General features: G+C 67.9%; 18 protein-coding genes. 14 read left to right on the forward strand and 4 right to left on the reverse strand.

The window, feature by feature from the left end:
- The gene (locus AC07M8_RS14820) at nt 1-711 is read left to right on the forward strand and encodes a hypothetical protein (protein WP_495175097.1); all 711 of its coding nucleotides are present in this window, start codon (nt 1-3) and stop codon (nt 709-711) included.
- Between the two features lie 16 nt (nt 712-727).
- Here AC07M8_RS14820 and AC07M8_RS14825 read toward each other — a convergent pair whose 3' ends face one another.
- Complete coding sequence (locus AC07M8_RS14825) at nt 728-955, reverse strand: hypothetical protein (RefSeq protein WP_495175098.1); 228 nt, start codon at nt 953-955, stop codon at nt 728-730.
- 46 nt (nt 956-1,001) lie between these two features.
- Here AC07M8_RS14825 and AC07M8_RS14830 point away from each other — a divergent pair, with 46 nt between their 5' ends.
- Nucleotides 1,002-2,558 carry a spinster family MFS transporter gene (locus AC07M8_RS14830; RefSeq protein WP_495175099.1) on the forward strand — a complete coding sequence of 519 codons (1,557 nt, stop codon included), beginning with the start codon at nt 1,002-1,004 and terminating at the stop codon, nt 2,556-2,558.
- A gap of 39 nt (nt 2,559-2,597) precedes the next feature.
- Here the strand turns inward: AC07M8_RS14830 and AC07M8_RS14835 are convergent, their stop codons facing one another.
- Both AC07M8_RS14835 and thpR read right to left on the reverse strand, forming a co-directional pair.
- Complete coding sequence (locus tag AC07M8_RS14835) at nt 2,598-3,131, reverse strand: superoxide dismutase family protein (protein ID WP_495175100.1); 534 nt, start codon at nt 3,129-3,131, stop codon at nt 2,598-2,600.
- 40 nt (nt 3,132-3,171) lie between these two features.
- Nucleotides 3,172-3,717, reverse strand: coding sequence for an RNA 2',3'-cyclic phosphodiesterase (thpR, locus tag AC07M8_RS14840; RefSeq protein WP_495175101.1), 546 nt, complete (start codon nt 3,715-3,717; stop codon nt 3,172-3,174).
- Nucleotides 3,718-3,845: 128 nt separating this feature from the next.
- On the opposite strand from thpR, the gene AC07M8_RS14845 reads away from it, so the two are divergent.
- The 8 genes from AC07M8_RS14845 to rimM all read left to right on the forward strand — a co-directional run bounded on the left by AC07M8_RS14845 (nt 3,846) and on the right by rimM (nt 9,681).
- Nucleotides 3,846-4,598 carry a Bax inhibitor-1/YccA family protein gene (locus tag AC07M8_RS14845; protein ID WP_495175102.1) on the forward strand — a complete coding sequence of 251 codons (753 nt, stop codon included), beginning with the start codon at nt 3,846-3,848 and terminating at the stop codon, nt 4,596-4,598.
- 95 nt (nt 4,599-4,693) lie between these two features.
- On the forward strand, nt 4,694-5,473 hold the full coding sequence (locus AC07M8_RS14850) for a transglutaminase-like domain-containing protein (RefSeq protein ID WP_495175103.1): 780 nt from the start codon (nt 4,694-4,696) through the stop codon (nt 5,471-5,473).
- A 69-nt stretch (nt 5,474-5,542) separates the two neighbouring features.
- The gene (locus AC07M8_RS14855) at nt 5,543-5,827 is read left to right on the forward strand and encodes a hypothetical protein (protein WP_267396803.1); all 285 of its coding nucleotides are present in this window, start codon (nt 5,543-5,545) and stop codon (nt 5,825-5,827) included.
- A 273-nt stretch (nt 5,828-6,100) separates the two neighbouring features.
- Nucleotides 6,101-6,655 (forward strand): hypothetical protein, encoded by a 555-nt coding sequence (locus AC07M8_RS14860; RefSeq protein ID WP_495175104.1) that lies wholly within the window; start codon nt 6,101-6,103, stop codon nt 6,653-6,655.
- A 250-nt stretch (nt 6,656-6,905) separates the two neighbouring features.
- Nucleotides 6,906-8,414, forward strand: a complete 1,509-nt coding sequence (gene ffh / locus AC07M8_RS14865; RefSeq protein ID WP_495175105.1) for a signal recognition particle protein — start codon at nt 6,906-6,908, stop codon at nt 8,412-8,414.
- A gap of 120 nt (nt 8,415-8,534) precedes the next feature.
- Nucleotides 8,535-8,987: a 30S ribosomal protein S16 gene (gene rpsP, locus AC07M8_RS14870; protein WP_495175106.1), complete on the forward strand. Its 453-nt coding sequence runs from the start codon at nt 8,535-8,537 to the stop codon at nt 8,985-8,987.
- A 54-nt stretch (nt 8,988-9,041) separates the two neighbouring features.
- Nucleotides 9,042-9,173: a hypothetical protein gene (locus AC07M8_RS14875; RefSeq protein ID WP_495175107.1), complete on the forward strand. Its 132-nt coding sequence runs from the start codon at nt 9,042-9,044 to the stop codon at nt 9,171-9,173.
- Nucleotides 9,139-9,681 carry a ribosome maturation factor RimM gene (rimM, locus tag AC07M8_RS14880; RefSeq protein ID WP_495175108.1) on the forward strand — a complete coding sequence of 181 codons (543 nt, stop codon included), beginning with the start codon at nt 9,139-9,141 and terminating at the stop codon, nt 9,679-9,681. Before AC07M8_RS14875 ends, rimM begins: the two co-directional genes overlap by 35 nt.
- Before the next feature lie 104 nt (nt 9,682-9,785).
- Here rimM and AC07M8_RS14885 read toward each other — a convergent pair whose 3' ends face one another.
- Entirely contained in the window at nt 9,786-10,691 is a 906-nt protein-coding gene (locus AC07M8_RS14885; protein WP_495175109.1) for an NAD(P)/FAD-dependent oxidoreductase, read from the reverse strand.
- Between the two features lie 99 nt (nt 10,692-10,790).
- On the opposite strand from AC07M8_RS14885, the gene AC07M8_RS14890 reads away from it, so the two are divergent.
- Genes AC07M8_RS14890 through rplS form a run of 4 tightly spaced genes read left to right on the forward strand, consistent with a single transcriptional unit; the run spans nt 10,791 to nt 12,571 of the window.
- A complete protein-coding gene (locus tag AC07M8_RS14890; RefSeq protein ID WP_495175110.1) occupies nt 10,791-11,084 on the forward strand; it encodes an AbrB/MazE/SpoVT family DNA-binding domain-containing protein in 294 nt (97 codons plus the stop codon).
- Complete coding sequence (locus AC07M8_RS14895; RefSeq protein WP_495175111.1) at nt 11,081-11,455, forward strand: type II toxin-antitoxin system VapC family toxin; 375 nt, start codon at nt 11,081-11,083, stop codon at nt 11,453-11,455. Before AC07M8_RS14890 ends, AC07M8_RS14895 begins: the two co-directional genes overlap by 4 nt.
- Nucleotides 11,452-12,180, forward strand: coding sequence for a tRNA (guanosine(37)-N1)-methyltransferase TrmD (gene trmD / locus AC07M8_RS14900; protein ID WP_495175112.1), 729 nt, complete (start codon nt 11,452-11,454; stop codon nt 12,178-12,180). Before AC07M8_RS14895 ends, trmD begins: the two co-directional genes overlap by 4 nt.
- 1 nt (nt 12,181) lies before the next feature.
- Nucleotides 12,182-12,571: a 50S ribosomal protein L19 gene (gene rplS, locus AC07M8_RS14905; protein ID WP_267396813.1), complete on the forward strand. Its 390-nt coding sequence runs from the start codon at nt 12,182-12,184 to the stop codon at nt 12,569-12,571.
- Nucleotides 12,572-12,613: the final 42 nt, after the last annotated feature.

The raw sequence follows: 12,613 nt of genomic DNA on the forward strand, positions 1-12,613 counted from the left end.
ATGGCAGCGTTCCCCCGCCTACCTCTCAAAAACCCGGCGATCACCGATCGAGTCGCGCCGCTCGGCGGCGCCGCTGCTGGGCTCGCCGTTGCCGCGGTCGCGGTGCTCGTGCCCCGGACCGTGCTGGAGGATTGGGTGTGGCAGAGCGGCATGGCTTCGCTCGTCAGCGTCGCGGCGCCGCCGCTCGGCACCACCGCACGCGCGCTGCTCGCACTGGGCGGCGGCGCGATCGCTGCCGCGGTGGTCTGGTCGGCGCTGTTCCTGCTGTTCGGCAACGGCGGCCTGCTCGTGCCCAAGCGGCTGCGCGACGACGGTGTGCCGGTGGTGCGCCGCGCCGATGCCCATCCCGATGCGCCACCGCGGCGGCCGCTGTCGGCAAGCGATCTCGGGGTGCCAATGCCGCCCGAGGCGGCTGTGCCCGAGCCGGAAGTCCTGCCGGCGCTGGTGCTGGAGCCCGATGAGCAGGACATTCCTGCCGATCTCGACCTGCCGCTCGCGGCCTTCCATCCCGCGGCGGTGCCCGCAGTCCCGCGCGAGCCGGTGCGGCCGGTGCCGTCGTTACGGGTCCCGGTGGAACTGGCGGATGGCGAGCGGATCGCTTCGGTCGAATTGCCGCGTGGACCCAGTGAGGCAGGCGGGCCGCCGTCGATCGAGTCGCTGCTGCGGCGGCTGGAACAGAGCACCCGCGGGCGGCGGACGGCGGCGCAATAGGGCCTGCCGCTCCGCCTCAGCGGTGCGGGCTGCTTTCGAGCAGATCGATCGCATGGGCAACCACGGCCGCGACCGCCTGTTCGCAACCGAGGTGGTCCAGCGTGTCCAACGCCTGCCTGAGCAGCTCCAAGGCTCTATGTCGCTCGCTGTGTGCCATCGCCAATCCGTTCGCAGTTGCAGATGAACCGGTAAAGCGCGGTGAGGTTCCGAGGCCGCCCGATCGTCGGCGCTCCCGCTTGTTCATGCCGCGCACCTTGGCTAGCCTCCCGCAAAACAGCCGGGAGAGGGCAATGGGCAGCACGGCGGCGGACTCGCCGGAGACCTCGCGCTACGCGTGGTACGTCCTCGGCACGCTTTTCCTAGTGTATGTGCTCAACTTCGTCGATCGACAAGTGATCTCGATTCTGGCCGAGGATATCAAGCGCGATCTTCACCTTGCCGACGAGGATCTCGGGTTTCTCTACGGCACCGCCTTCGGGGTGTTCTATGCCCTGTTTGGCATTCCGCTCGGCCGGCTGGCGGATCATTGGCACCGGGTGCGGCTGATGACGATCGGCCTTGCGCTATGGTCGGCGATGACGGCGCTATCCGGCTTGTCGCGCAGTGGCGGGCAGCTGACGACGGCGCGGATCGGCGTGGGAATCGGCGAGGCGACCGCCAGCCCCTCGGCTTATTCATTAATCTCCGACTATTTTCCGCGCCGGCTGCGCGCGACCGCGCTGTCCATCTATTCGGCCGGGCTGTTCGTCGGCGGTGGCTGTTCGTTGTTCATCGGCGGTCTGATCGTGCAGAACTGGAACCGGGCCTATCCCGGCGGCGGGCCGCTCGGCCTCGCCGGCTGGCAGGCGGCGTTCCTCGGCGTCGGCCTGCCCGGGCTGGTGCTGGCCTTGTGGGTGTCGACGCTGCGCGAGCCGATCCGTGGCCGGATCGAGGGACTGCCAGAGCCGGCGCCACACCCAGCGCCGCTGCGTGCCTTTGCGGGCGAGCTGCTGACCATCGTGCCGCCGCTGACGCTGATCGGCGCCGCGCTGGGCGGGCGGCGGGCGCTGGGCATCAACGTGGTCGGGTTGGCGATAATCGCCGGGCTGGTGGCGCTGCTCGTGAGCCTCGGCGAGCCGGTGCTGCAATGGGCGGCGATCGGGATCGGCGTCTATGCGGTGTTTTCCTGGGCGAGCGCGCTCAGGCGGCGCGATCCGGCGACCTTTGCGCTGATCGTCGGAACGCCGGCGTTCCTGTGCACGGTGGTGGCTTATGGCCTCAACGCGTTTCTAAGCTATGCCGCCAGCTTCTGGGCGGCGCCTTATGCGCTTCGCGTGCTCGGTGCGTCGCCGGCGGACACCGGGCTGCTCGCCGGCGGCTGTGGCGCATTGGCGGGGTTCCTGGGGCTGACGATCGGCGGGGTCGCGGCGGATCGGCTGCGGCGCGGCAATCCGGCGGGGCGGCTGGTGCCGGTGATCCTCGGCGCGGTGATGCCGGCACCGTTCCTGGTCGCGGCATTCACCGCGGGGTCGGCGTGGCTGTTCTATCCGTGCCTGTTCGTCGCCCTGCTGAGCGCGAGCTGCGCGCTCGGCGCCGCGGCGGCGACCACCCAGGATCTGGTGCTGCCCAGGATGCGCGGCACGGCGACCGCGACCTTCTTCATCGGCACGACGCTGATCGGGCTGGCGCTGGGGCCGTATCTCGCCGGGCGGGTATCGACGCTGAGCGGCAGCCTGTCGGTGGGGATGCTGTCGCTGCTGGTGGTGATGCCGGTGGGCCTCGCGACCGCGATCGCAGCCTATCGGCTGGTGCCGGCGGCAGAGGCGAGCCGCGAGGACCGCGCGTGCGCGGTGGGCGAGGTGATCTAGGCCGTGTTCCCCGGCTGTCGCCGGGGAACTGTTGTCGGCTCAGCTTGCGGCGAAGACGCCGCAGGCGATCCGGGCGCCGCTGTTGCCAGACGGATCGGTCATCAGATCGTCGGCGGCGGCATGGATCACGATCGCCGCGCCATCGGCATCGAGCATGCCGGCGACCGTCGCGCCGGGGATGGTGACCGCGACGGTACCGCGGCCATCGGCGCCGATCACCAGATTGGGCAGATCACCCTCGTGCGGCCCGGCCGGGTTCATCGCGCCATGCTTGGTGTTGGTTGGGTTCCAGTGCGAACCCGCGGTGGTGAAGCCGGGCGCTTCGCACAGCCCGGTCATGTGGACGTGCGCGCCGTGAGTGCCGGCAGGCAGGCCCTTGACGTCGAGCGTGTAGCGGACGCCGCCGGAGACATCGGTCGCGGTGGCGCGGCCGGCATCGGCGCCGGTGGCGGTGTGGAGCATCGCCACCGCCTTGGCGCCGCCGGCGAGCGGCGCACCCGTTGCCATGTCCTTGTGGTCGCAGGCGGTTAGCCCGAGGGCGAGCAGGGCAGCGAGGGGCAGGGCGGTGCGCATCAGGGTTCTCCCGTAAATTCCTGCGCGCAGATATGGCCGACTAGGTCGCCAAGGGCCAGCGGGCAATCGGCTCGTAGCGCGCGCCCTCGCCGCCGAGGTGGCTCTCGTACAGCAACAGATGCGCCATGGTGAACGGTTGGCTCGCGAGACCGGCGTGGACGGCGAGCCAGCCGTCGATCTCCGGGGCAAGGCCGTGGCTGCGCGCCAGGCGCGCGAGAGTGACGTGTGGCGCATAGGCGCGGCGGTCCGGCGCCAGCCTGGCGCGGGCGCAGGCCTGCTCGACCTTGCGATGGAGATGATGGAGCGCATCGGTGGGGGCGAGCCCCGCCCACAATGTATCGGTGCGGCCGCGGTGCTCGAATCGGCCGACGCCGGCGAGCGATACCTGCGGCACGGGCGCATGGATCCCGGCGAGCGCGGCGGCGATGTCCTCGCCGAGCGGTCGATCGACCGCGCCGATGAAGCGCAGCGTGAGATGGAGCTGGTCGTCGTCCTGCCAGCGCGCGCCGGGCACGCCGGCCATGACGCCGGCGAGCTGGCGGCGGATTTCTGGCGGCGGGCGGAGCGCGACGAACAGGCGGTGCATGGGCGAGCCGTGTAATGTTCTATTGCTGAAAGCCAGCGGCTTAGCCGGTTTCGCTTGAAAAGGGATCGGTCCGGGCCGATATTTCGAGGTAATCGGCATCGGGCCGGTTTGAAGGAGTTTGGTGTACCATGGCTAACTGGTCTGACCCCCGGCCGAGCGCCGCGCCGTTCGGGGCCACGCGCGCCGATGCGACGCGCAGCGCCGGCTATGACGCGGGTCTGCGCTCGTACATGCTGTCGGTGTATAACTACATGTCGTCCGGCGTGCTGCTGACGGGCATCGTCGCGCTGCTGTTCGCCTGGGGCGGCGCTAATTCGCCGGCCGCGCAGGTGTTCCTCGGCGGCGGGCTGATGCGCTATGTGATCATGTTCGCGCCGCTCGCGATCGTGTTCGGGATGAGCATGGGCCAGGGTCGGATGAAGACCTCGACCATGCAGATGCTGTTCTGGGCGTTCGCGGTGCTGATGGGCCTGTCGCTCTCGACCATCTTCCTGGTCTATAGCGGCACCTCGATCGCGGGCGCGTTCTTCTCGACCGCGGCGGGCTTTGCGGGCCTCAGCCTCTACGGCTATACCACCAAGAAGGACCTGTCGGCGTTCGGCACCTTCCTGATCATCGGCGTGGTCGGCCTGATCGTCGCCAGCCTGATCAATCTGTTCCTGCACAACAGCGTGCTCGAGCTGGTGATCAGCGCGGTCGGCGTGCTGCTGTTCGCAGGGCTGACCGCCTACGACACGCAGCGCACCAAGAGCTTGTACTATCAGGTCGCGGGCACCGATATGGTCGGCAAGGTCGTGATCATGTCGGCGCTGTCGCTGTATCTCGACTTCATCAACATGTTCATGTTCGTGCTGCGCCTGTTCGGCTCGCAGCGCAGCTGACCCGGCGCGGTCGCGGCGACGCGGCCGGCACCGCAGACGTTCAGGGCCCGGCGGGATGATCCGCCGGGCCCTTTCTTTTGGCACAAGGGCCTGTGATGCGGCTTAATATCGAGGTGGAACTGGATTACTGGCTGGGCAATGGTCCGGCCGACGTGCTGCTCCAGGTGGAGGTGGCGGCGATGGCCGACCAGCGCCTTGAGCATGAGGCGCTGACGGTGTGGAGCGACACGCCGATCGCCGCGGTGGCAGGCGAGGATGGTATCGGCCAGCGCTGCTGGATCCGCGGCGACGGGCAGGTCCGCGCTTCCTATCGCGCCACCGTCGCCATCGAGCGCAACGCGGTGTCGCTCGAGACGCTGGCGCCGACGCCGGTGCGGCTGCTCGACGGTGCGCTGGTGCCCTATCTGCTGCCGAGCCGCTATTGCCAGTCGGACCGCTTCGAGGGCTTCGTCCGTCGCAAGTTTGCCGGGCTCGAGGGTGGCGCGCTGGCGGCGGCACTGAGCGACTGGGTGAGGGGCTCGCTCGATTATCGCTGGAATGCGAGCAGCGGTACCACCACCGCGCTCGACACCTTCGCCAGCCGCGCCGGCGTGTGCCGCGACTATGCTCATCTGCTGGTGGCGCTGGCACGCGCGGGCGAGATCCCGGCGCGCTGCGTCTCGGCCTATGCGCCTGGCGTCGACCCGCCCGATTTCCACGCAGTGGCCGAGCTATGGCTCGACGGCGGCTGGCGGCTGGTGGATCCCACCGGCATGGCCGACCCGGCCGAGATCGCGCGGGTCAGCGTCGGTCGCGATGCCACCGACATCGCGTTCATGACAATCTTCGGCGTGGCGCAGATGGTCAATCAATCAGTGGTGGTGACCCGGACCTGACGCACCGGCAGGAACGGAAGCGGCTGGCCAGCCGTTCTACTCCCGAAACCAATCGAGGAGGGTGTCACCATGACTGCTATTGACGAACGGGCTCTCGACAGTCTCTCGGTCGCGCCGGCCGAGGGCGGCAGCAATCAGGAACGCGACCCGCGCCAGGACGCCGGCCAGGACAAGTCGATCGCCAAGCGGCTGGAGAAGAATCCCGAAAGCAGCGACGCGCGGCTCGACAATGCGCTTGATGAATCGATGGATGCAAGCGATCCGCCCGCCACGACCCAGCCGGTGCACAACCATGGTCCGGCGCCCTCGTCGGGCTATGACGAGGAAGCCGAGCGCAAGCTGCAGCAGGACTGATCGGCGCTCCCACTGGCGCTGAGGAACGGCGGCCCCGCTGACGCAGGGCCGCCGTTCGTGCGTCCCCGGTCAGCAGCTTTGGACGCTATGTTGCGCGCTTGCACCAGTCAGATCGCAGAAAAGGTCATTTCGCATCGGCTCGTCGCAGTCATGTTGCGGCGCAGCGGGATATGTGATGCTTTTGTGAATGTCGGCAGACCAAGGCGTTAAGGGGTCCGTTAACCATCCTGGCGCATGATCTGCCGGTTCCATTGCGGGGCGGGGTGATAGATCATGGGTGCCAAGATGAAGCCGGCCGAAGGTGCGATGACGCTGGCCGAGATGAAGGAATTTGCGGGCTTTCCTGCGGCGACGCAGCGTTACATCCGTCGCAGCCTCGATATCGGCCTTGACCGTGACGATGCGATGGCCCGCTGGTCGCGCGACGTGGTGGAGGCAGCGAGCATCCGTGCCCAGGCGCGGCTGTATCGCGCGCTGCCCGAGCTGCGCGAGATGGTGCCCGACGATGCCGATCTCGGCGCGCTCGAGCCGTTCCTCGCACCCGTGGTGACGCTGGCGGCGTTCGACCTCGGCCAGGGACGGCTGACCCATTTCTCGGCATTCCGCTTTCTCTACGAGCGGCTGCTCGGTGCCGAGGTGCGGCCGTGGCTGCCCAGCGCCTTTTGCGCGGCGGCGGCGCTGCCGCACCTCCACCCCGAATTGCGGCGCAAACTGCTCCAGTCGATCAGCGAGGCTGCGGCGACCGCGTCGGGCTGGTCCAACCGGCGGCCGGCCTTCTATCCGCATTGGGTGGAGAAGGTGGACAGCGGCGCGGCGCTGCCGAACTGATCGAGGCAACGCACCCCGTTGTCATCTGGTCGCGTGGAGGACGACCAGGCATAGGGCTTAGCGTGTCTCGACACGCTCGGCACGCACGGGTTCGATCTGTCAGCCTTGCGTTTTGCCGCCCCGCGGGCTACACGCCCTTCCACGTTCGTTGTCGAACGCGATAGACACGCGCCCACGGGTGCACGCTGGCCGGCGAGGTTTCGCCCGCCGGCGCTTTTGCGTTTGGCGGCATTGATGAGGTGATGGCGCGATGTTCGACAGTCTGAGCGACCGGCTTGGTGGGGTGTTCGACCGCCTGCGCGGCCGTGGCGCGCTGACCGAAGCCGATGTCCGCACCGCCATGCGCGAGGTGCGCGTCGCGCTGCTCGAGGCGGACGTCGCCCTGCCGGTTGCCCGCTCGTTCGTCGACAAGGTCACCGAACAAGCGGTCGGCCACAATGTGCTGCGCTCGGTCACGCCGGGGCAGCAGGTCGTCAAGATCGTCAACGACGCGCTGATCGAGATGCTCGGCGCCGATGCCTCGGAGCTCGAGCTCGGCGTCGCGCCGCCCGCGGTGGTGATGATGGTCGGCCTGCAGGGCTCGGGCAAGACCACGACCACGGCCAAGATCGCCAAGCGGCTCACGGCACGCGATCGCAAGAAGGTGCTGATGGCGTCGCTCGACGTCAATCGCCCGAATGCGCAGGAACAGCTGGCGACGCTCGGCACCCAGATCGAGGTGGCGACGCTGCCGATCATCCCCGGCCAGCAGCCGGTGGATATCGCGCGTCGCGCGCTCCAGGCCGCCAGGCTGCAGGGCTATGACGTGCTGATGCTCGACACCGCCGGCCGACTCCATGTCGACGCGGCGCTGATGGACGAGATGAAGGCGGTCGCCGAGATTGCCAACCCACAGGAAATCCTGCTCGTCGTCGATTCGCTGACCGGCCAGGACGCGGTCAACGTCGCGCAGAACTTCTCCGACCAGGTGCCGCTCACCGGTGTGGTGCTGACCCGGATGGACGGCGATGCCCGCGGCGGCGCGGCGCTGTCGATGCGCGCCGTCACCGGCAAGCCGATCAAGTTTGCGGGCACCGGCGAGAAGCTGGATGCGCTCGAGGCGTTCCACCCGGAGCGGGTCGCCGGGCGCATTCTCGGCATGGGCGACGTCGTCAGCCTGGTCGAGCGGGCCGCCGAGTCGATCCAGCAGGAAGACGCCGAGCGGATGGCGGGCAGGCTCGCCAAGGGTCAGTTCGACATGAACGACCTGCGCGGCCAGCTTGCGCAGATGCGCCGGATGGGCGGGCTGGGCGCACTTGCCGGCATGATCCCGGGCATGAAGAAGGCGCAGGCGGCGATGGCCTCGGCGCCGGGCAGCGACAAGGTGCTGGTCCACATGGACGCGATGATCGGCTCGATGACGCTGAAGGAACGTGCCAAGCCCGAGCTGATCACCGCCAAGCGCAAGATCCGCATCGCCAAGGGCTCGGGGACCACCGTCCAGGAGGTCAACAAGCTGCTCAAGATGCACCTCGAAATGTCCACCGCCATGAAGAAGATCAAGAAGATGGGCGGCTTGAAGGGCATGATGGCGATGCTCGGCAAGAGCGGGATGGGCGGCGGCATGGCCGGCCTCGGCAACGCAATCGGGGGCGCCCAGCTCGGCGACATGATGGACAAGGCCGGCGGCGGGCTACCCAAGGGGCTCGCGGGACTGGGCGGCGGCAACGGCATGCCCCAGCTGCCCCCGGGTTTCGAGAATTTGATCAAGAAGAAGTGATTACCCGATCCTGACCGTCTCCCCAGCGACAGCCGGGGGCTCAGGCGGCCAGGGCACGAACAACAACCACAAGACCCCAGCGTTCGCTGGGGTGACGATTTGAAAGAAGGACTGGTTACCATGGCACTCAGCATTCGTCTGTCGCGCGGCGGCTCCAAGAAGCGTCCCTACTACCGCATCGTCGTCGCCGATGCGCGCAGCCCGCGCGATGGCAAGTTCATCGAGAAGCTCGGCAACTACAACCCGCTGCTCGCCAAGGACAACGATCAGCGCGTCGTGCTCGACGCCGAGCGCGCCAAGTACTGGCTGTCGAACGGCGCCCAGCCGACCGACCGCGTCGCCCGCTTCCTCGACGTCGCCGGCGTCCGCGAGCGCGCCGCCCGCAGCAACCCCAACAAGGGCAAGCCTGGCGAGAAGGCCACCGAGCGCGCCGAGGAGCGTGCCGACAAGCTGAAGGCCGAGCAGGACGCCCGCGCCGAGGCCGAGGCCGTGATCGCCACCGAGGTGGAAGCCGCGACCGAGACGCCGACCGCGGAATCCGAGCAGGTCGCCGACGCGACGGCCGAGCAGTAAGCATCCGGATGGGCCATGGTGCGTTACCCTCCTACCAACAGGAGACGACGCATCATGGCCATCGATCCCGATCCGCGTACCGCACCCGATGACGACGAAGACGCCACCAACCAGGGTGTCTCCAGCACCGATCCCGCAGAAGGGGAAGACGATGCCCCCGACGGCGGCAGTGGATCACCAGATTAACGCCGTCCCCGTGTCACCCGGCACCGAGCCGACGGTGACGCTGGCGGTGGTGATCGGTGCGCATGGCATCCATGGCCAGGTGCGCCTCAAGGTCTTCGCCGAGAATCTGGGACCCTATCGCAGCTTCAACGGTGGCACGCTGACGTTGAAGAACGCGACCCCAGGCAACAACGGCACCATCGCCCGCTTCGCCGAGGTGGCGGACCGCACCGCCGCCGAGGCGATGCGCGGCACCGAACTTACCATTCCGCGCTCGGCGCTGCCGGCGTTGGCGGAGGGTGAATATTATCATGCCGATCTGATCGGCCTCGCGGCGGTGTCGACCGACGGCGAGGAACTCGGCACGGTGGTGCTGATCGAGAATTTCGGTGCCGGCGACGTCATCGAGATCGAGCGGCCGCCGGTCGACGGCAAGGCCGGCAAGCGCTTCATGGTGCCGATGCGGCCTGAGGCGGTGCCCGAGTGGAACGCCGAGCGGCTGGTGATCAGCCCCGATTTCATCGAATAGCAGCAGCGGGAGAGGGGCCGATATACCCCTCTTCGTCGTCATGCCGACCTTGCCACGTGGCGGGCGAGGCGGACCTCGGCGGCTTAAGCCATAAAGACCATGGCCTAGCGCCTGATCGGCTGCCGCTCGCTGAGCAGGTTGCGGATCGTCGTCGCGGCGACGCCGGCTTCGCCCATCGCGTGGCTGATCTGGTCAAGCCCCTTCACCACGTCGCCTGCGGCGAACAGGCCTGCCACGGTGGTGCGCTGGTGGTCGTCCACCTCCAGGCAGCCTTCATCGCTGGCGCGCGCGCCGGCGGCGACCGCGAGGTGCGAGCGGATCCGCGAGCCGAGCGCTGGATAGACGCTGTCGAACGCCAGACGGCCGCCGGCGGCGTCGAGCGCGAGCTGGTCGCCTTCGATTGCCCAATCGCCGCACGGCCCGTCAACACGGACGATGCCGGCCTCGTCGAGTTTGGCGGCGCAGGCTTCATCGAGCAGGTGTTCGGCCTCGGGGGCGATCAGCGTCACGTCGCGGGTGTAGCCGCGCAGAAATAGCGCCTCGCGCATGCCATGGTCTCCGGTGCCGATCACGCCGACGCGCTTGTCGGTGACCTCATAACCGTCGCAGATCGGACAATAACGCAAGAGGCCGCGCTCGAGCGCCGGATCATGCACCTCAGGCAAGATATGGGGGCGGTGATTGACGACGCCTGTGGCGAGCAGCACCGTGCGTGCGGCGAACCGCCCTTCGTCGGTGACGACCACGAAATTGTCGCCGTCGGGCACGATCTCGGTGACCTTCTTCTCCTCGCGCCGCGCGCCGTATTTCTCCGCCTGCACGCGCATCAGCCGCAGCAGATCCTTGCCGCTGATCCCGTCAGGATAGCCGGCATGGTTGTGGGTGCACGGGATCATCGCCGCACGGCTCGAATTGCTGTCGAACAGCCGGATCGAAAGATGGAAGCGGGTGAGATAGATGGCCGCGGTAAGCCCCGCGGGCCCGGCGCCGATGATGATGCAATCGTCCATGGTGGCGCAATCCCCCGCACCGGGCGTGGTTCCTTGGGCGCGGTTCTTGCCGCAACAGTGCTCACGGTATATACATCCCGTATATACGGAGTAGCTGAGATGGGCGTGCTTCCTACGAGAACTTTCAAGTCAGGCAATTCGGTCGCGCTGCGTTTGCCTAAAGGCTTGGGCATCGAGGAAGGCGTGGAGATGAGCATCCGCGAGGAGGAGGGGCGGTTCATCGTAGAGCGGGTCAGCCAGCCCAAGCGCAAGTTCGATATCGCAGGGATATGGGGCATCGGTCGTCACCTTGGCCTTAGACCGATTGCGCCGGAGGATCGCGTCTTTGAAGACCGACCTCTGCTGTGGCCCGAGATTGATCCCGACGAATCGCTGGTCCCGCCAACGCCGTGAAATATCTGCTCGACAGCAACATCATCATCGTTGCCATGCTTGCCGCATCGGACCCGCTGCGCGACCGGATGGCGGCGTGTGACGAAGACGACCTGGTCACCTCCGCCATGGCCTATGTGGAGGTTGCCCATGGCTCGCGTCATGGCAAGCCGCCCCCGATCCCGCTGCTTGACCGCTTCCTGCGGGCCATTCCCGTGTTGCCTTTCGATGCAGCCGCCGCGAACGCCTATGCGGCATTGCCGTTCGTGCGGGCCAGCTATGACCGGCTGATTGCGGCGCACGCTCTCTCGCTGGGGCTGACGGTCGTTACCGGTAACGAGCGCGATTTCGCCGATGTGCCGGGCCTCTCCGTGGAAAACTGGACGCTGTGACCTTCGCTGCCACCATTCTCACCCTCTACCCCGAAATGTTCCCCGGGCCACTTGGCGCGAGCCTCGCCGGCCGCGCGCTGCGCGAAGGAGGCTGGACGCTCGACGCGGTGCAGATTCGCGACTTCGCTACCGATCGACATCGCTCTGTAGACGACACGCCCGCGGGCGGCGGCGCGGGCATGGTGCTGCGCGCGGACGTGCTGGCGGCGGCGATCGACAGCGTGGCCGACGACCGCCCGGTGCTGGCGATGACGCCGCGCGGGCGGCCACTCGGCCAGGAGCGGGTGAGGGCGCTTGCCGCGGGACCCGGGGTGACGATCCTGTGCGGCCGGTTCGAGGGGTTCGACGAGCGTATCTTCGAGGGCCGTGCGATCGAGGAGGTGTCGGTCGGCGACTATATCCTCTCGGGCGGCGAAATGGGTGCGCTGGTGCTGCTCGACGCTTGCATTCGGCTACTGCCCGGCGTAATGGGCGCCCCTTCCAGCGGTGTGGACGAGAGCTTCGAAACGGGGCTGCTCGAATACCCGCAATATACCCGACCTCAGCAATGGGAAGGGCGCACGATCCCCGAAGTGCTGCGATCGGGGGATCATGCGAGGATCGCGGCCTGGCGAAAGCACATGGCCGAGACCGACACACGGCTACGGCGGCCGGACCTTTGGGAGCGCCACGAGGGCGCTCGGGTCCAGTCGCCCTCTAGCGCGCGGCGAATGAAGGACGAATGAGATGAACCTCATCCAGACGCTCGAAGCCGAGCAGATTGCCAAGTTCCACGAGACCAAGTCGATTCCCGAGTTCCGCCCTGGCGATACGCTCAAGGTCGGCGTCAAGGTCGTCGAAGGCGAGCGCACCCGCGTGCAGAACTACGAAGGCGTGTGCATCGCGCGCTCGAACCGCGGCATGGGCTCGAGCTTCACCGTGCGCAAGATGAGCTTCGGCGAGGGCGTCGAGCGCGTCTTCCCGCTCTACTCGCCCAACGTCGATTCGATCGAGGTGGTCCGCAAGGGTGCCGTGCGTCGCGCCAAGCTCTATTATCTGCGTGGCCGCACCGGCAAGTCGGCGCGTATCGCCGAGCGCCGCGACGTCCGTCCGGCCAAGGGCACGGCCGCCGAGTAATCCACCCCGGTGGGTGACCGCCGGCCGGTCGCACGAGAAAAC

The sequence above is a fragment of the Sphingomonas sp. GW821-FHT09E03 genome, assembly GCF_059416225.1.